This window comes from Flavobacteriales bacterium (assembly GCA_016779995.1).
GTDB lineage: Bacteria > Bacteroidota > Bacteroidia > Flavobacteriales > UBA7312 > UBA8444.
On the sequence record JADHMO010000014.1, the window covers coordinates 14,630 to 34,432 of the forward strand.

At 34.7% G+C, this 19,803-nt stretch carries 12 protein-coding genes; 3 read left to right on the forward strand and 9 right to left on the reverse strand.

The features are described 5' to 3' along the window. Window position 1 precedes the first annotated feature (1 nt). The 9 genes from ISP71_07805 to ISP71_07845 all read right to left on the reverse strand — a co-directional run bounded on the left by ISP71_07805 (window position 2) and on the right by ISP71_07845 (window position 10,264). Entirely contained in the window at window positions 2–1,213 is a 1,212-nt protein-coding gene (locus ISP71_07805; protein MBL6663990.1) for an ABC transporter permease, read from the reverse strand. 61 nt (window positions 1,214–1,274) lie between these two features. After that, window positions 1,275–2,165 carry an ATP-binding cassette domain-containing protein gene (locus tag ISP71_07810; GenBank protein ID MBL6663991.1) on the reverse strand — a complete coding sequence of 297 codons (891 nt, stop codon included), beginning with the start codon at window positions 2,163–2,165 and terminating at the stop codon, window positions 1,275–1,277. Continuing rightward, window positions 2,162–3,706: a hypothetical protein gene (locus tag ISP71_07815; protein MBL6663992.1), complete on the reverse strand. Its 1,545-nt coding sequence runs from the start codon at window positions 3,704–3,706 to the stop codon at window positions 2,162–2,164. Before ISP71_07815 ends, ISP71_07810 begins: the two co-directional genes overlap by 4 nt. Window positions 3,707–3,721: 15 nt before the next feature. Further along, a complete protein-coding gene (gene dnaJ, locus ISP71_07820; GenBank protein ID MBL6663993.1) occupies window positions 3,722–4,843 on the reverse strand; it encodes a molecular chaperone DnaJ in 1,122 nt (373 codons plus the stop codon). Between the two features lie 5 nt (window positions 4,844–4,848). Beyond that, complete coding sequence (locus tag ISP71_07825; GenBank protein MBL6663994.1) at window positions 4,849–5,340, reverse strand: nucleotide exchange factor GrpE; 492 nt, start codon at window positions 5,338–5,340, stop codon at window positions 4,849–4,851. 112 nt (window positions 5,341–5,452) lie between these two features. Then, complete coding sequence (locus tag ISP71_07830) at window positions 5,453–5,965, reverse strand: TlpA family protein disulfide reductase (GenBank protein ID MBL6663995.1); 513 nt, start codon at window positions 5,963–5,965, stop codon at window positions 5,453–5,455. A gap of 4 nt (window positions 5,966–5,969) precedes the next feature. Then, window positions 5,970–7,277, reverse strand: a complete 1,308-nt coding sequence (gene murA, locus ISP71_07835; GenBank protein MBL6663996.1) for a UDP-N-acetylglucosamine 1-carboxyvinyltransferase — start codon at window positions 7,275–7,277, stop codon at window positions 5,970–5,972. Further along, window positions 7,278–7,910 (reverse strand): DUF4290 domain-containing protein, encoded by a 633-nt coding sequence (locus ISP71_07840; protein ID MBL6663997.1) that lies wholly within the window; start codon window positions 7,908–7,910, stop codon window positions 7,278–7,280. It lies immediately after the preceding gene. 47 nt (window positions 7,911–7,957) lie between these two features. Continuing rightward, window positions 7,958–10,264, reverse strand: a complete 2,307-nt coding sequence (locus tag ISP71_07845) for a UvrD-helicase domain-containing protein (GenBank protein ID MBL6663998.1) — start codon at window positions 10,262–10,264, stop codon at window positions 7,958–7,960. Between the two features lie 127 nt (window positions 10,265–10,391). Here ISP71_07845 and ISP71_07850 point away from each other — a divergent pair, with 127 nt between their 5' ends. The 3 genes from ISP71_07850 to ISP71_07860 form a co-directional block, all read left to right on the forward strand. Then, a complete protein-coding gene (locus ISP71_07850) occupies window positions 10,392–11,414 on the forward strand; it encodes a gliding motility-associated C-terminal domain-containing protein (GenBank protein ID MBL6663999.1) in 1,023 nt (340 codons plus the stop codon). A gap of 149 nt (window positions 11,415–11,563) precedes the next feature. Beyond that, the gene (locus tag ISP71_07855) at window positions 11,564–15,970 is read left to right on the forward strand and encodes a gliding motility-associated C-terminal domain-containing protein (GenBank protein MBL6664000.1); all 4,407 of its coding nucleotides are present in this window, start codon (window positions 11,564–11,566) and stop codon (window positions 15,968–15,970) included. Between the two features lie 37 nt (window positions 15,971–16,007). Then, a partial coding sequence (locus ISP71_07860) for a SprB repeat-containing protein (protein MBL6664001.1) occupies window positions 16,008–19,803 on the forward strand: 3,796 nt, incomplete at its 3' end.

Sequence of the window (19,803 nt, forward strand, 5' to 3'; positions counted from 1 at the left end):
TTTAATCTGTATATTTTAACCATTTCCACAACTCTTTGTAGCTAATCTTTTTGCCGTACATAAGAATGCCTACTCTATAAATTTTTGCTGCTACCCAAGTGGTTAGTAAGAATCCACCTATCAACAGACTTATGGAAAGTATTAACTCGTGTAGTGGTACTCCAAAGGGAATTCTTGCTATCATAATAATAGGCGATGTAAACGGAATCATAGATAGCCAATATGCTAAACCACCATGAGGGTTGTCAATTACTACTTGCACTAGTACAAAGGAAACAATGAGTGGTATAGTGATAGGGACAATAAACTGTTGGCTATCTGTTTCTTGATCTGATGCAGAGCCAATGGCAGCGAATAAGGAACCGTACAACAAATATCCCCCAATAAAATAAATGAGGAAAACAAACAACAAAGATTTTATTGGCAATGCCATTAAAGATGTGCTTATTTCAGAGGATAAAACTGCTTCGTTGGCATTTAAGTTCGTCACATCTATGTCTGCAGAAATGAAGCCGTTAGCTATTAAAAGAAAAACAAAGCCTAGTATTATCCACATAGCAAATTGACTCAAGCCGACCAGGGCAACACTAATAATTTTGCCTAACATCAGTTCAAATGGTTTTACTGATGATATAATAATTTCAACAATTCTATTGGTTTTTTCTTCTATCACACTTCGCATGACCATAGTGCCGTACATAAAGATGAATATGTATATTAAAAATCCACCTACTAGACCTATTCCGAAACTAGCTTCGGAATTACCTTTTGTGTTTTCTCCTTGTTCATCAACAACATAAGTTTTGATTGTTGACTTACTTTCAGATTTCTTTATTTGGTCAGGATTTATGCCACTCTGTAAGAGGTATATATTCGTTAATTTTTTATCGATTTGATTTTCTACATTTTGTTTGATGGACAAACTCATCTGATTAATCGAATATACTTCTACGTTACTTTCTATCTGTTGTATTGAATCAATTTCTGGAATGTGTAACAGAAAGTCATAGGTTTCAATTAATGTGGTTTTATGTTGTTCTAAGTTCAATTCATTGAGATAGGTATACTCTAGATTGTGACTTGAAGTTAAACGAAATTCATTGAACTTATTATTATCAATAATTGCTATCGTGGTCTTATCTTCACTACTTGAAGCTAGTAGTATAGGAATAACAAATACTCCAATCATAAACAAAGGAGTTAAAAGAGTCATAATTATAAAACTCTTCTTTCTAACCCTAGACAGGTATTCTCTTTTTATAATTAGAAATAGTTTATTCATTATTTACAGATTGTATGAACACATCATTTATAGTAGGTAGTTTTTCATTAAAGCTAGTGACATTAACCTGCTCTACGAGTTGTTTAATTAAAGTATGGGTATTTTCTTTATTCTTAGCCCTAAATATTCCGTACCTTGACTCTATCACTAGTGTGTCGAAGTGCTGAATTTCATTTTGGATAGTGCCTTCAAATTGAACCTCGAAGATGTGTTCTTTAAAGTTATTTTTTATTTCATTGACACTTCCTTTAAGAATACATTGTCCCGAGTTGATTAAGGCTATGTCGTCACATAGTTCTTCTACCGATTCCATTCGATGGGTCGATAAAATTATAGTACTTCCATTTTCTTTTAGTGCAATAATTTCGTTTTTAATAATTTCACTATTAATAGGGTCAAAACCTGTAAATGGTTCATCTAAAATAATAAGTTTTGGCTGGTGTAATACGGTGCTAACAAATTGTACTTTTTGCGCCATACCCTTGGAAAGTTCTTCTACTTTCTTATTCAGCCAATCCAACATATCTAACTTTTTGAACCACTGATGGATTTTTTGTTTAGCCTCGTTTTTTGACAGACCTTTTAGCTGAGCTAAGTAAAGGCACTGTTCGCCTACTTTCATACTCTTATACAAGCCTCTTTCTTCTGGCAAATAGCCAATGTTTTGGATATGTTCTCTTTTAAAACGTTCACCACAAAAAAGAATTTCTCCCTTGTCTGGAGCTGTAATTTGATTGATAATTCTTATTAGTGTCGTCTTGCCAGCACCATTAGGTCCTAATAGACCGAAAATTTTTCCTTCATTAACATTCAAAGAAATGGAGTCCAGAGCTTTTTTATTTTCATACTCTTTTATTACATGCTTGATTTCTAGTATGTTCATTCTTCAAGTAAACTAATGGAGTAGGGTTCTAATTCTACCATTCCTTTTAATTTTTGTTTGTTGACTTTGACTATTTTGCTGGTAGGCTTTGCATAGTATTGAGTCATTTCACAATTACCTATTATTGAGCTCAAATCTGTAGAAATAAGTTCTTCAGATAAATTGACAATGAGAAGTTTAGCTTTTCCTTTTTCATAACTGATATAGGCGTGAATAGGTGTAAAAGTAATATTTTTTTCTTCACTTAAATTATTCGGATTTTCTTTACTTTTTGCTTTGTAGTTGAGGTTCCATTTTTTAGTATTTACATTAATTTGATAAAGTTGCTCGGCATTGTGGGTTAGCTTATTCCAAATAGCGGTTACTATGCCACTAGTTGTTGGTTGTAGGTAGGTGCTGTCTTTAGTCATTAGTTGAAGAGCTGAAAATACAGGAAAGCTTTCTGCACCTATACTATGAAAATGAAACATTTCTGCCTTTGTTTTTCTTAACAGTTGATTGATTTGACTTGAAACTAGTAGTCCGTGTGCCCAAGTGTTATTTATAGTATAAGGTTTTTGTTCAATCATATTGAATTCAGTAACCCAAGTAGTGAATGGTTGTGTGGTATTCCATCTCCAGTTTTTAAGCTTAAATTCTAAGTCTAGCATCGGGTAAGCTACAAGTTGTCTATATCCCATATTCGTATTGAAATCGTATTCAGGATGTTTAAAATGACTGTAATAATGTAGAATAAAGTGAATTTGAGATTCTTTGTCTTTAAATTTATTCTGTAAGGCTAAGGATAGCTTTTTGTTCCATTCTCTTGTTCTTCTATTTTTATCACCACCTACAACACCGATATGCACATCAGGAAATTCTTGCCAAATAGCTTCTGACCATTTTATACATGTATCTATGTAGTTATCGACAGTAGGGTAAATGTGTTTAGTCAATAAGTTTTCAGCGTATACTTCATTTCCGAGTTCAACAAATTTAGGTTGTGTACCATTTTGCTCAATAGCTTTTAACATGCCTAGTTCTTTATCTAGATGGCTACTAATGACGTTTAGCGTAAAGACTCCTTTGGATTGTGTTGCTTTTAACCCTTTAGAAAACTCGCTAATGGTATTGTATTTAGGAGTTTTTTTATTGTAACGATACAGTTGCCTCCAAAATGAATTGCTTTTTCTGTTTTGTTGGGTTAATTCCTTTAACTGCTTTGCATCGGTGATGTATTTACTATTGAAAGAGAAGTTTTGTTTTTGTAGTATTGGTACAAGTTCTTGATAGGACAAGGTCCAACCTGTTTTCCAATCCCAATATAAGCTGTTACTTCCTCCGGGATATCTGAGGGTTGAGGTATGTAATTCTTTTATAGCTTGACTAAATTCTGTATTACTCCACTTTGGCGTGTTAGACATGTCAGAATTGTACCCCATTAAAGGTACTTTTATGGACTGTCCGATAGATAGAGATACTGTTTGCTGAGCAAAGATTTTTGCGCTAAACAGAAAACAAATTAAGATTAAAACTCTTGCCATTGTTACCTTTAACGCCATGTTGTTCCAATTGTTTTAGTTGAACATATCTTTTACTCTTTCAAAGAATGACTTGTCAGAGGCTGTTGGGTTTGGGGTAAAACTTTTTGAATCTTTAAAAGAGTTGAATATTTTTTGTTCTTCTTTAGTTAAGTTTTGAGGGGTCCAAACGTTGATGTGAACAAGTAAATCACCTTTTCCATAGCCATTTAACGATGGTAAACCTTTATTTTTAAGTCTTAAGATTTTACCACTTTGTGTGCCAGACTCAATTTTTATTTTAGCTTTTCCTGAAATAGTAGGTATTACAACATCATTGCCAAGTACTGCGTCAACAAGGCTTATGTAACAATCGTAATGAAGGTTGTTATTTTCTCTTTTCAGTTCTTGGTGTGCTTCTACTTCTATCAGTACGATTAAGTCTCCCGAATATCCGTCAAATGGTGCTGCATTTCCTTTGCCGCTTACTTTTAATTGCATACCATCTTCTACTCCAGCAGGTATATTTATGCTTACGACTTCTTCTTTTTGAAGCATGCCGTTGGCGTCTGTGCCACTAGGTCTTTTGTCGATGGTTTTCCCCATCCCTTGACAGGCAGGACACGCTTGAGCAGTTTGCATTTGTCCAAGTATGGTGTTGGTTATTCTAGTGACTTGTCCAGTACCTCGGCATTGGCTACAACTGTTGTAAGTTACACCTTCGGCTTGTACTAATTTTTTAACCTTTATTTTTTTGTCAACTCCCTTGGCGACTTCTTCTAAATTGAGTTTAAGTTTAATTCTTAGGTTCGAGCCTTTGTGTCTTCTAGCTCCACTTCGTCCGCCACCACCAAAGAAGCTTTCGAATCCACCTCCACCACCAAAGATATCGCCAAATTGAGAAAAGATGTCGTCCATATTCATGCCGCCACCTCCGCCAAAGCCACCTCTGTTGCCCATGCCAGCGTGTCCAAATTGGTCGTAACGTTGTTTTTTGTCTGGATTACTTAAGACATCATAGGCTTCAGCAGCTTCTTTAAATTTTTCTTCAGCTTCTTTATTGTCTGGATTTTTATCAGGGTGATATTTGATTGCCATCTTGCGATAGGCTTTTTTAATTTCACTTTCACTAGCCGATTTGCTTACGCCAAGTACTTCGTAATAATCTCTTTTACTCATCTTATTTAGCTATTAGCTACAACCACTTTGGCATAGCGAATTACCTTTTCATTTAAAAAATATCCTTTTTCTACTACATCAATTATTTTGCCTTTCATATCATCTGATGGGGCAGGTATATTAGTAATAGCTTCGTGATAGTCTGTATTAAGTTCTTGTCCTATGGGTTCTTCCATAGCTTTTAGACCTTTTGTTTCAAGAATATTTTTTAGTTTGTTGTAAATCAAAACAACACCTTCGTCTTCTTGTTTTTGATTGGCTTTTATTGAACGCTCAAAATCATCAAGGACTGGCAGTAATGCTGTTAGAACACTTTCGCCGGCGGTCTTGTATAAGTCCATACGTTCTTTAGCGGTTCTCTTTTTAAAATTTTCAAACTCTGCAAAAAGTCGCAAATGTTTATCGTTAAGTTCAGCAAATTTTTCTTCTATAGTCAGTTCTTGCTTTACTTCTTTGGCTTTTTCTTCTTTTTTCGTTTCTTTCTTTTTCTTTGCCATCTTTAAAATAAAAATTAATCTTTACTACTTATCTATGACAAAAAAAGTGCCAATAGCTAAATGTTAGACATTTTGTCAGAAAATATACTTTTTTTAAAGCCGAAAGTTTGGGTTAGTTAATTTTTTTGGAATTCAAGAAGTTGTTTAATTCTTCTCCTTTCAAATTTTTAGCAATAATAACACCACCTCCATCAATTATGAAAGTTTGAGGAATTGAGCGAACTCCATATATAGCAGCGCCGTCAGACTGCCAGCCCTTGAGGTCACTGACGTGGTATTCCCAAAACAGTTTGTCCTTAGTCATCGCTTTAAGCCAACTACTAAATTTCTTATCCAAAGAAACGCTATACACTTCAAGACCATTTCCGTTTTCAAATTTTTGATTTTTGAATTTGTTGTAGGTCTTTACTAGATTTGGATTTTCTCTTCTGCAAGGTCCACACCACGAAGCCCAAAAATCAATAATGACATACTTTCCTTTTAAAGAAGATAATTTCAACACTTCTTCTTTAGGGTTTTTGAATGCTAATTCTGGTGCTTTGTCACCTATATTTAATGATTGAGCATCAAGATTAAAACTTGAAATTAGAAAGGCTAAGATTAAATAAATTTTAAATGATTTCATTGTATTAGTTTACACGTTTAATATTAGCTCCTAGCTTATTTAATCTTTCATCAATATTTTGATACCCTCGGTCAATTTGATTAATGTTATCAATGGTACTTGTGCCTTCTGCCGATAATGCAGCTATTAGAAGCGAAACACCTGCTCTGATATCTGGTGATGTCATACGAGTAGCTCTAAGGGGTGATTTTCTGTCAAGCCCTATGACCGATGCTCTGTGTGGGTCGCAAAGAATAATTTGCGCACCCATATCGATGAGTTTATCCGTAAAGAACAACCTACTTTCAAACATTTTTTGATGAATAAGTACACTACCTTTGGCTTGTGTTGCTACAACTAAAACAATGCTCAAAAGATCAGGAGTGAAGCCTGGCCAGGGGGCATCAGAAATGGTTAGTATAGAACCATCGATAAAGTTTTCAATTTCGTAACTTTCTTGTGATGGTACAAAAATATCATCCCCACGTCTTTCGAGCTTAATACCAAGTTTTTTAAAGACATTTGGTATAACTCCTAGCTCATCGTATTTTACGTTTTTGATAGTTATTTCAGATTGCGTCATTGCGGCTAAGCCAATGAATGAGCCAATTTCTATCATATCAGGAAGGACTGTATGCTCACATCCACCAAGGTAATCTACTCCCTCAATGGTAAGTAAGTTAGAGCCTATTCCAGTAATCTTCGCGCCCATACTATTTAGCATTTTGCACAATTGTTGGAGATATGGTTCGCAAGCGGCGTTATATATTGTTGTAGTTCCTTCTGCCATTACAGCAGTCATAACAATATTAGCAGTTCCAGTTACTGATGCTTCGTCAAGGAGCATGTACGTTCCCTTTAGCCCGTCTGTTGTTACTCTGTAGAAACTCTCTTTTGAGTCGTAGGTAAAAATAGCTCCTAGTTTTTCAAAACCTATAAAGTGAGTGTCTAGTCTTCGTCTACCTATTTTGTCACCACCTGGCTTAGGAATATAACCCTTTCCAAAACGTGCTAACAATGGTCCTACAATCATAATAGAACCTCTGATTCTTGTACCTTTAGTTTTGAACTCGTCGGATGTTAAGTAGTCTAAATTAATTTCGTCAGATTGGAAAGTATAGCTGCTTGGACTTAATTTTTGAATTTTAACACCTAAATCAGATAATAAATCAATCAAGATATTAATATCTACTATATCAGGAAGGTTGTTTATTGTTATTTTTTCTGGTGATAGAAGAACTGCGCATAGTATCTGTAAAGCTTCATTTTTTGCTCCTTGTGGCTCAATTTCGCCACTTAATTTTCTTCCACCTTCAATTATAAATGAACTCATTTAGTTTCTGTGTTGGTTTTTATTATTTCTGTTGTTTTTCTTTTTCTTCTTAGCTTGAGGGTTTTGTTGTTTTGGATTTGGAGCAAACTTTGAAAGCTCTGTTCCTTCAGGTATACTAAGCTTATTTTTTGAAAGTTTTGACAATTGATTTAAAATGACCTCATCTTCAACAGTATCTAAATTCCAATTTACGTAAGATTTTTTCATTTGATTAGCTATAGCAATGACGAGTTTACTCTTTAGCTCTTGGTCTTCCATTTTTACAGCTTCATCAATCATTAGTTCAATAACTTTTCCATAATGATTGTACTTGATTTTACTGTTAGGATAATTTAGTGGTTCTGGTTTTTCGAATAGTTTTTCTATGACTGGTTTTTCGTAAGGTGAATCCACATCAAGTTCAAAGTTTGAAATGTAAAATAAGTGATCCCATAATTTATGTTTGAAATCTACAACATCTCTTAATTGTGGGTTTAATTCTCCCATAATATCAATAATGCCGTTAGCCATTTTTTGTCTTTCGTCTCTATTTTTTAAAGTCATGGCATGTTCTACCAATTTTTGAATATGTCTGCCATATTCTGAAATGACTAATCTATTTCTAGAAGTGTTATATTCTAATTCCATATATATAAGGTAAAATAATAATGTTCGAATGTACGCTTTTTTTACAAATCTAATTAGGCTATTACATCTAATTTAGCAAATTTAAGAAGTAATGTTTTTTGTCCTAAGCCATCGAAGAAAATAATGGCTTTTTTGTTGTCTGATAGTCCTTCAATCTGTAAAATTTTGCCTTGTCCAAAGCGTTCATGATTAACACGCATGCCCGCTTGTAGTTGTTGGTTTTTAGAGTTTTCACTACCAACTTTGCTCATAGCCGCATTAGCTTTTGTAAGATGACTAGGAGCTTGTTTAGGTATAAATTTTGTTTTTGGGCTGTTTGCTTTAACAAAAGGGTTTTTGGTATTGTCTCTAAATGGTATTACATTGGATTTGGTTTGGTGGTAATTCCTCTTAGTTTGGAATTGCCAATCCAAAAATTCTTCATCAATTTCTTGTAAAAAACGACTAGGCTCACAATCTGTTAATTGACCCCATCTCCATCGGCTTGTAGCGTAAGAAAGCTGAATTTTTTTCTTAGCTCTAGTTAATGCCACGTAGAACAATCTTCTTTCTTCTTCCAATTCTTCCCTAGAATGTACTGCTAATTGTGAGGGGAATAGATTTTCTTCTAAACCAACGATATAAACGTATGGAAACTCTAATCCTTTGGCAGCATGAATTGTCATCATTGTGACTTTATTGAAATTATCTTTGTCATCATTATCTTGGTCGGTAATGAGTGCCACATCTTGCATGAAGTAATCTAAAGTATGGGGTTCACCTACTTTTTTATTTTTCTCAACAAATTCCTTGATGGCATTTAAAAGTTCTTGTACATTTTCATAACGACTTACGCCTTCTGGTGTCTTGTCTTTGTCTAGCTCCTTTAGCAATGTGCTGGACTTGGCTATAGATTCTGCTAGTATAAAAGCATCTTCTTGAAGTTGAACCTTAAAGCTGTTCATCATAAGAGCAAAAGCCTTCAGTTTTTGTAAAGTTCCATTGTTAACCCCAATTCTAGGGTGGTAAAACGGGTTTTCTATACATTCCCAAATACTGACTTTATTTGTTCGTGAACAGACTATAAGTTTTTGAATAGTTGTTGTCCCAATTCCACGCGCTGGGTAATTGATTATTCTTTTTAAAGATTCTTCATCGTTTGGATTTATGATTAGTCTAAAATAGGCTAGTAAATCCTTTACCTCTTTACGTTGGTAGAATGATAAGCCTCCGTAGATTTTATAAGGAATATTTCTGCGTCTCAGCGATTCTTCCAAAGACCTAGACTGGGCATTTGTTCTGTAAAGTATAGCAAACTCATTAAAGAAACATTGATTGTTCATCTGTGTTTCAAATATAGATTGCCCTACGATTTGCCCTTCTTCATTATCGCTCATTGTTTTACAAACTTTTATGATATCGCCGACACCATTTTTGCTAAACACGGTTTTCTTAATCTGATTTTTATTGTGTTTAATGACACTATTGGCGGCATTAACAATAGTTTGTGTAGAGCGGTAGTTTTGTTCTAGTTTTACAGTGCGAAAATCAGGGTAGTCATTTTTAAAATTCAAAATATTTTGAATGTTTGCACCTCTAAAAGCATAAATACTCTGTGCATCATCGCCTACCACACAGATGTTTTCATTCATTGCAGCAAGACGTTTTACAATCATGTATTGAACTTGATTGGTATCTTGATACTCGTCAACAAGAATGTATTTGAATTTGTTTTGGTATTTGTTAAGCGTTTCAGGAAAATCTCTTAACAATATATGTGTATTAAATAACAGGTCGTCAAAGTCCATTGAGCCAGAAGTGAAAAGTCTATTCTGATAGGTTCTGTAAACCATAGCCATTTCGTTTAGCTTTCTACTTGCGTCTTCAGCCTGTAATGAAGAGTCGCTCATATAGGCTTTGTAAGAAATGAGGTTGTTTTTAAGTGAGCTGATGCGCCCTAAAATTACATTAGGTTTGTATATGTCTTTGTCTATATTGAGTTCTTTGACAATACTTTTGATGAGATTCTTAGAGTCCGCCGAGTCATATATTGTAAAATTTTGGGGATAATTCAACTTATCAGATTCAAACCTTAAGATTTTAGAAAAAATGGAGTGAAAAGTTCCCATCCACAGATTTTGCGCTTCACTACCAATAAGTTGATTTATCCTCTCTCTCATTTCTTTAGCGGCTTTATTGGTAAACGTAAGAGCAAGAATGTTGAAGGGGTCAATACCCTTGCTAATTAGGTTAGCAATTCTGTAAGTCAGTACTCTAGTCTTGCCAGAACCTGCGCCAGCAATAACCATAAGAGGCCCTTCTGTGTGCTGAACGGCTTGTTTTTGGGATGGGTTTAATTCGTTTAAAAAATCACTCAAAATGAAAAGTATTTGGGTATGAAATTGTCTTCAAAATTAATTCTATTATGTAATTTATTTGTCAATTACTCAAATCATTTTTCAACATATTGTTTAGCGATAAAATTTGATTAATTTAGTGCATTGATTTATGAAAAAAATTCCATTATTATTTTTCACTTTATTAGCAAGTTTTTCATTTGCACAATGTAGTCTAGAAATCGCTGATACTACTCACATCAATTGTAATGGAGATAATACTGGTGCTATAGGTCTGAGTGTTTTGAATGCTGCTCAGCCCTACACTGTTTATTTAAGTAATGGCGCAGTGGCTGTTAACGGTGATAGTTTTTCGGGCTTATTAGCTGGAACTTATCAGCTCATACTTTTAGATGCTAATATGTGTAGCGATACTGTTGAAATAAAGTTGAAAGAACCTTCTTTACTAACTTTAAATTTGAGATGTGAGTCTAATGATTTAATTGCTGAAGTAAATGGAGGAGTAAAGCCTTATATGTACTATTGGAGAGATCTTACAAATGCCATTTTTTCAAACGATTCTTTACTTAGTTTTAATCCTTCTCAATTATATGACTTTGAGGTTATAGACAGTAAAGGTTGTCAATTAAGAGATAGTGTGTCCTTGGTTGTGGATTTTAGTGTTGATAAAGTCATTGGTGATGTGCCCTTGACTATTCAGCTTACAAATAATAGCAGTGAAGGTTTTTATCAATGGACTTTTGACGATGGTGAAAGTGCTAGTGATTATAATCCAATCCATGAGTACGAATCTGTTGGCACATACAACCTAAGTTTACAATTGACTGATGAACATGAGTGTGTCGATGAAAAAACAGTTGTAATTGAGGTGCAAGGTTTTGATTTATCTATCAATGATTGGGAAGAAATGTTCAATGCTTTTAGCCCAAATGGAGATGGTATAAATGACAGTTTTTCTTTTGAAGAAAATAATGCTATTTCTGAATTTAGCGTAAAAATTTTCAACAGATGGGGTTCTTTAGTTTATAGCTGGACTGACCCCAATTTCAAGTGGAATGGTTTAAGCTTTGATGGCGATAATTTAACACAAGGAGTGTATTATTATTACATGAATGCAACAGGTCAAGACGGTCAATTATATGAAAAAAAAGGTTCAATAAGCTTGTTTTTCTAGAGTGTTAACAACTTTGTTGAAGTAGAGTTTAGCTAATTTGTTTTAATAGTACTATTAATGTTATCTTTGGCTGTTTTGTAAGATATAAATGATATTTTTGTAAATTCTTATGTATATGAGTAAATTTACTTTGTTAATAAGCATTAAAAATGAAAAACATTAAAATTTACACGAAAGCTTTATTTTGCTTTCTTTTGTTACTATCCTCATCTAGTAAGGCTCAGCAGGTTTTCATAAGTCAAGATTTTGAAAATCCAGCAACAATGGATTGGACCTTAAATGAAATTGTGCCATTTTTAGGAACCGTTAGTTCTGTTCACAACACATTCATTGTAAATGATGTTTACGAAGGAGGAAATGTGTTTTATGATTTTGCTGTTATTCCAATTCCAAATACAGCAGATCAAGGATATCAACCAAATAGTAATTACTTGCATACAGCAGCTTTTGATGCAATCAATGGAAATGGTGGTCTGCCTGCTGTTTTAAACTCTACCTACATAGATCAAGTCATTAACGACATACCAGAGTTGATTTGTGCTATGACACCTGATTACAGCACCATTGGATTTGAAGGTGTTGATGTGTCTTATTGGTGGTACAGTATTTGGTCCGAAACAGAGTTTGGTACAGAAGTTTACTATTCTCTTGATTTTGGAACAACATGGACGCTCATAGATGGTCCATTATCTGCTGACACTACTTGGCAACAATCTTACATTGATATGGGTAATACCCTTGATAACTTACCAAATGTTCGATTTGCTTTTGTTTTCAGTAATACATTGGATAATCAATTTACAAACAATCTTCTTCCTTTGCAGGGTTTTGGACTAGATGATTTTCGTTTGATTGCAGATTGTGATTTTGAATTACCTGAAGATTATACGGTTTGTTCTGGCGAGTTAACAACCATTCATGCCGATACAACTTGGTATAACTCATTTGCTTGGAGCACAGGTTCTGCATTAGATAGTGTGTCTCTTGTTATCAATCAAGACACTACAATTTCTATTTTAGCTATCAATGAATATTGTACTATTCAAGATGATATTACCATTTTTGTGCAAACAGAAAGAGCAGATCTTGGCCTAATAGTCAATGGGGAAGTTAATGGTGTTGGAATTCCTTGCTACGGTGATTGTAATGGAGAACTTCAACTTGAAGTAATTAACGGTACTCCAGAAAATGATGGGTCATATACTGTTCAGTGGATGGATTCTTTGATGAACCCAATTAATAACAACGTCAATAATAGTGTCCTAAATAATTTCACTTCAACTCTTTCAGATATTTGTGAAGGTAAATATTATGTCTCTGTTTTAGATGCGATTTGTACAATTCCAGAAATAGATTCGATTATAATCATTTCTAACGATTCAATTTCCAATTCATTTACTTCAGACTCTACTTCTTGCTACAACGGTACTGATGGAACGGCGATGGCACACCCTTCAGGTGGTATAGCCCCATACACATACAATTGGGGTGCATTCGGCACACAACAATCTATTGATGATTTGCCAATTGGTACATACACTGTAGTCGTTACAGATAGTGTAGGTTGTTCTAAAGATTTTAGTGTAAAAATAAGTCAACCCAACCAACTAATTGTAGATGCTTTTATCTCTGATCAAATTAGTTGTTATGGTCTTTCAGATGGTGAGCTTTCAGCTAATGTTTACGGAGGTACTGGTGATTATTCATTTGTTTGGAGTCACCCTAATTATCCTTGGGTTGACGATGCGCCATATCATCTTCAAACACTTTCAAACCTTCCTTATAGCGTTGGAGCTGATGACATAGCTCTAAACCCAAATTATCAGTCTTACTCAGACCCATATAAAATCACTGTCACAGATGATAATGGATGTCAATCTGAGTCTGAAATTTATTTGATAGAACCATCAAAATTAGAATTGTTCTTGACTCAACCGACAAAACCTGCTTATTGTAACAATAACTTGCTGGGTTATAATACAGGATGGGCTCAAGTTTCAGCTTCTGGTGGTACTCCTAATGCTAATGACAATTATAATTTCGTATGGTCAGTGTTGGGTCAAACAGATGAAGATGTATTATATAGTTCTATAGAGAATATGAATTCTGGATTTTATGATGTAACTGTTGTGGATAGTCGATTATGTGCTGATCAAATTACAGTTGAAATTGATTTAGTTGCTACTTGGCAAGAGTACACTTATTCCACACCAGCTAGTTGTTTTGGATATAATGACGGAACAGTTTCTATTTCTATGGAAGGTGGTTGTGGTGATGTAGACAACAGTTGCGATTTCTATTATGAGTGGAATGGTGGAGCAGCAACTGGTAATAACTTACCTGATGTTGATGAATTACAACAAGGTAATTATTCAGTAACTGTAACGGATGAGTTTGGTTGTGAAGGGGTTTATACACTTACAGTCGATGGTCCTACTCGAGTAGATTTTCAAGTTACTGACTTAGTAAATCAGTCTTGCTTCAGTCCTACAGCATCTTCAGACGATGGTTCTGTAGTTGTTGAAGTCGTAGGTGGAGTCCCCCCTTATGACGTAAGTTGGACTGATATGAATACGATGATTGGCAATAATGCCCAAACTCTAAACTCTTTAACTATTGGCGGATTGACCTCTAGCAATTGGGAAATTCAGATTACTGATGCTTCGGGTTGTGAAGGTATTTTTGACTTAACGTCTTTACATTCTAACCCATTCTTTATAGATAATGGTGTTGAAGTCACTGCTGCAATAAATACTAACGAATTATTTTTAACAGATACAATTAATTGTTATGGTTCAAGTAATGCAATGGCATCAGTTTTAAATTCAAACCCTACGTTTGATTATTCATGGCACATTGAAGGTTCGACTGTGGTTATCGATGAAGGTCCATCTTCCAATACACTCCCAGCAGGAAACATTCAAGTTACGGCGTCTTATCTGCTTGGTCTTTGTAAAGCAACGTCTATTCCAGTCACAATTGTTGAAAGAAATCCATTCACTCTAAATAACTTAAGCACAAACCCATCTTGCTTAGATGATAATGATGGTTCAATATCAATTTCAGTTACTGGAGCCACTCCATTTTTAAATAATAATCAGCTAGAGGATTATAATCACACTTGGTTTCCAAATAATTTAAATGGACTTGGTTTAATAAATGAAAATGGATCACTTGATTATAATATCGCCAACCAAGAAGCAGGGACTTATTATCTTGAAGTGGTAGATAGATACGGTTGTGATACAGTATTTACAATTGAGTTAGCTAACCCTTCTCCTGTAATAGCTAACATAAGTACATCAAATCCAGATTGTCATAATTCAAACGGTGCGCCAAATGGTAATATTACAATAGTTGCTTCTGGTGGGACAACTCCTTATGACACCTATTATATATCAGCATCTAATAGCAACGGATCAGGAGTATTTAACGGTCTTTCTGGAGGAAATTATTCGGTTTATGTTGAAGATGATAATGGTTGTACTTCAATAGTATCTAATGTAATTCTTTCAGAGCCTTCTCCTTTAACTATTGACTTAGTTTCTTTATCAGGTGTTGATTGTGATGGAGATAATTCAGGAGAAATAACTGTCGTAGCTAATGGTGGTACTCAGCCTTATGCAAATTATACACTAACAGGAGCTTCTACTTCTAACAATAATAGTGGTGTTTTTGCCAATTTACCAGCAGGTAATTATGTTGTTGGAGTTGAAGATGCTAATAATTGTACTAAAACAATAAATGAAACGGTAACTTCGCCTGCTCCACTTTCTAATCCTATTCTTGCAGTAACTAATCCAAGTTGTTTTGGTTCCTCTGATGGAAGTATTGATTTAACAGTTACTGGAGGAACTATGCCATACACCTTTGATTGGTCAAACGGCGAAAATTCTGAAGATGTTGGTTTTCTTAGTTCTGGTTTAATTTCTGTCACTGTAACCGACGAAAACGATTGTGAGGTTACAGCTAGTCACACTCTATTAGATCCAGCAAAGGTTATTGCTGATTGGGTAATCAATACACCGGGTGCTAATGGGCCTTATTCTATAGTGTCAAAACCTGCACCCTTTACTGTTGAATTTATTGATGTTAGTCAAAACTCAGATGTTACGCTGAATCAATGGTGGGTTAATGGTAACAATACAACATCAAATTTTTATGAGGGATTTGCTACAAATTCTTATCAGTATACATTTACCGAAATAGGCGATCACGAGGTTGTTCTCGAGGTTACAGATGGTATTTGCGTCGATACAATTTCTCTAGTTGTTTCTGTTCAGGGAATTGTTGAGTTTAATGCATTCTCACCAAATGGTGATAATATCAATGATAATTTTTCATTTGAAAATTATGGAATTTCGGATTTAAATGCTATTTTCTATAACAGATGGGGCGATAAAATTTATGAAATGAATAGTCCATCAGATACATGGAATGGCGTTTCAATGAATGGTTTAGAAGTTCCAGAAGGAGTTTATTTTTATGTATTAAATGCTACTGGAGAAGACGGAACTCCATATAATGAAAAAGGATCGGTTACTATTTACAGGTAAAATATTCATTAGGAATTTAATTTTATAATTCATATTTATGAGGTATTACTTACTACTACTTGCTTTTTTATTTGCTTTCATTGATGTTAAATCGCAGTTTATCACATCTACTGATACAGTACTTTGTTCTGGTGAAAATATCACACTTGTAGCATCAGGGGCAAATATTAGTCCATCATTTATTAATACTGATGATATCCATTCTGGTATTATTGATATGGGGTTTGATTTTACTTTTTATGGTAATACATACAATCAATGTGTTTTATCAGCTAATGGCTATATCACGTTTGATTTGGCTCAAGCAGGTGTTTATTCTCCTTGGGTAATAGACAATGCAATTCCAGATGCGGGACAATTACCTGAAAATGCAATTATGGCTCCTTGGCACGATATTGACCCAAGTGTAGGGGGTAGTGTAGTATATGGTACTTATGGTGCAGCTCCTAACAGAGTATTTTATGTGGTTTGGTGTAATATGCCTCTATATCAGTGTAACGACCTTATTATTGGTCAATATGCTCTTATGTTTGAAGGGTCTAATAAAATTGAAATGCATATAGACGATAAGCTATTATGCCCAGTCTGGAACGGTGGAGCAGCAATTCAAGGAATAGTGAATGAAAACAGTACACTATTTGAAATAGTTGTTGATCCTGTTTTACTTCAGCCTAGAAATTTTCCATTAAACTGGACAGCTGATGATGAGGGTTGGGAATTTATCCCTAATGCCGACTTTACAGATTATACCATAAATTCAATTGATTACAGCCCTATTGCAACAGGTACAGTAGTATGGTCGGATCAGTATGGAAATATTTTAAGCGATTCTTTAACGCTAAATGTAACTCCTGATACCGGTGCTGTTTATTATTATATTTCTGTAGTTGATGTTTGTACAGGAGAAACCATTAATAACGTAGACTCCGTACTCGTTCAAACCTCAGCACCATCAAATGCAGGTTTGGTGGATGTTGCTACTGAAGACAGTACAATTTTTTTATGCGACATAACAGATGGTCTAGAAACAGTAAATTTATTTAATTATTTAGGTGATGACTATGAAGATAACGGTAGTTGGTTTGAAAATAATGTAATTGTTTCAAATGAGCAAGATTTAGTAGAAAGCTCAACAGGTAATTATTCTTACATAACATACGGTGTTAATGACTTATGTAACGACACATCATTTATAAGTTTAAACATTAATAGATTACCTGATGCTGGAGTAGAAGGATATAAGCTAGTTTGTTCTGGTGACCCTTCCTTTAGTATGTTCAATGAGCTTAATGGAATTCCACAAACAGGAGGAGTATGGTATAATCCAAATAATGATAGTGTCATTGATATTTTTGATCCACTAACTGCTCAAGTTGGTACATATAAATATGTAGTTGAAGGAGTAAATGCATGCCCCTCTGACTCTCAATTTTTATATATAGATTATCAAGAAGGTTTTGAGATAGAAACTTATTCTTCTCCAGTAAGTTGTAATGGATATCAGGATGGGTCAATTGTTTTATTTGCCAATAATAATACTGTTGCGCCAATAACTTATTCCATTGACGGAGGGGCTACATATCATAGTTATAACGAGTTCGATAATTTAGAATTCGGTTCGTATAATATATCAGTTAGAGATGGTAACGGTTGTTTAACGGATTCTATAGCCATAGTTTCTTCTGCAGCTCCTGAAATAAATGTTTTAACAACTGCTACTGATGTTTTATGTTATGGAGATAGTTCAGCAATTGTTTCAGTTTCTTCAATTTCGGGAGGTAACATTGAAAACTCATCTTATCAATACAATTGGTTTCGATCAGGAACAGATGAATTGGTAGGAACAACCGAATCCGTTCAAGTTCCTGTTGGTGGGTATTACTTAGTTGTTGAAGATGATAACGGATGTCAAGGAACAGATGAAGTTTCAGTTGAACAAGTAAACCCTATTACCTTCTCTGCTGAAACGGAGGACATCACTTGTTTTGGGGGTACTGATGGACAAATACATGTAGTCGTTACAGGAGGTGGAACACCACCATATAACTTAAAGTGGACAAATCAAGGTAATATTAGTTCATCTTTCCTTTATGATTTAAGTGCTGGAGTGTATGATTTGGAAATTTCCGATGTAAATGACTGTATGGTATCTACAAGCTTTGAATTAGAACAATCACCGTCCCCTTTAACAATTGAAATGGGAAGTGTTAGTATCAGCTGTTTTGGAGAATCTACAGGCACTGCTCAAATTATAGCTAATGGTGGCACACCACCTTACTCTTATCAATGGAGCAGTGGGCATGTCACAGATATTGCTGATCAATTACCTCAAGGTGTTTATCATGTTGATGTGACAGATGCAAGAGGATGTATTGTCACTGATTCCGTTACAATTAATGAAAACTCTCAGATTATAAATAATATTAGTTCAGTATCTATATCTTGTTACAATGGCTCAGATGGAAGTGCAACAGTTTCTAGTTCAGGTGGTACAGGTTCTTTGATTTATAATTGGTCCACAGGAGGTTCAAATACAACAATTGTAAATCAATCCTATGGAGAATATTGGGTAAAAGTAGAAGATGAATTAGGGTGTTTTGTAATAGATACAATAGAGATAAGTCAGCCTAAACCATTAAAGTTACAACTTATAACGACTGATGTAAAATGTTATGGTGGTTCTGACGGAGCAATTTCATCAACTGCAACAGGTGGAACAGAACCATATAATTATGATTGGAGCTTAAGTGGAAATTCTTTCAATTTTGTCCAAGATGTATTTGCTTTGCCAAGCACTGACGAGCCATATGTGTTAACAGTTACTGATAATAATTCTTGCCAATCTTCAGTATTAACCTTTATTCATCAGCCTGACCCTCTAGTCGTTGATACCAGCCATTTGGTTTCTGCTTACTGTCTTAATATACCTACAGGAGAAGTATCAGTTGTTGCTTCCGGAGGTTTCTTAAATACCAATAGCTCATATTCATTTTTGTGGAATACTGGTGAGACCGATGCAGTTTTAACAAATAAAACGTCTGGTAGCTATTCAGTAATCGTTGAAGATGATAACGCATGTAAGGATACTTTGAATATTGAAATTCCATTGCAAGAAACATTTACACTCCAATTGACGTCAGATTCGTTAAACTGCTTTTCTGATGGAAGTGGTTCTGCTACTGTTATGAATTCAGGTGGATTTGCTCCTTATGATTATCAGTGGAATACTACAGATGGAGTTACTCAAGTATTATCGGCCTCCAATACTAACACTCTATTAAGCCTATCGGAAGGTGTAACTAGTGTCTTAGTAACTGATGTCAATGGTTGTACTAAGACTGCTCAGGTTGATGTGTTTCAACCTAATGAATTACTATATACAGTTACAAAACTTAATAATGAAAGTTGTTCTGGGCAAATTTCTAGTTGTGATGGTGTCTTGAAATATACAGCATTTGGAGGTACAGGGATTTACACCTTTTCAACATTAGACTTAGACGGAAATCTGATTTCAGAGCATTATTCTGATAGTCTAGTGATTGACTCTGGTCTTTGCGCTGGTTTTTATCAAATTCTAATTGAAGACGAACATGGGTGTTCAGGTACTCTAAGTGGTAGTGGTTTGCCATTACCTGTTGAAATTATTGCGGGTAGCCCTGTGACATCCTCTATCAATACTACAACGGGTTCTATTACAAACAATATTTTATGTTACGGAGATACTGCAGCATCACTTTCTGTATCTAATCCTAACCCTTCTTATACTTATGATTGGTATGTCAATGGAGAACTGTTTACTAGTGGTTTGAATGTTGTTTTACCTGCTGGAGAAA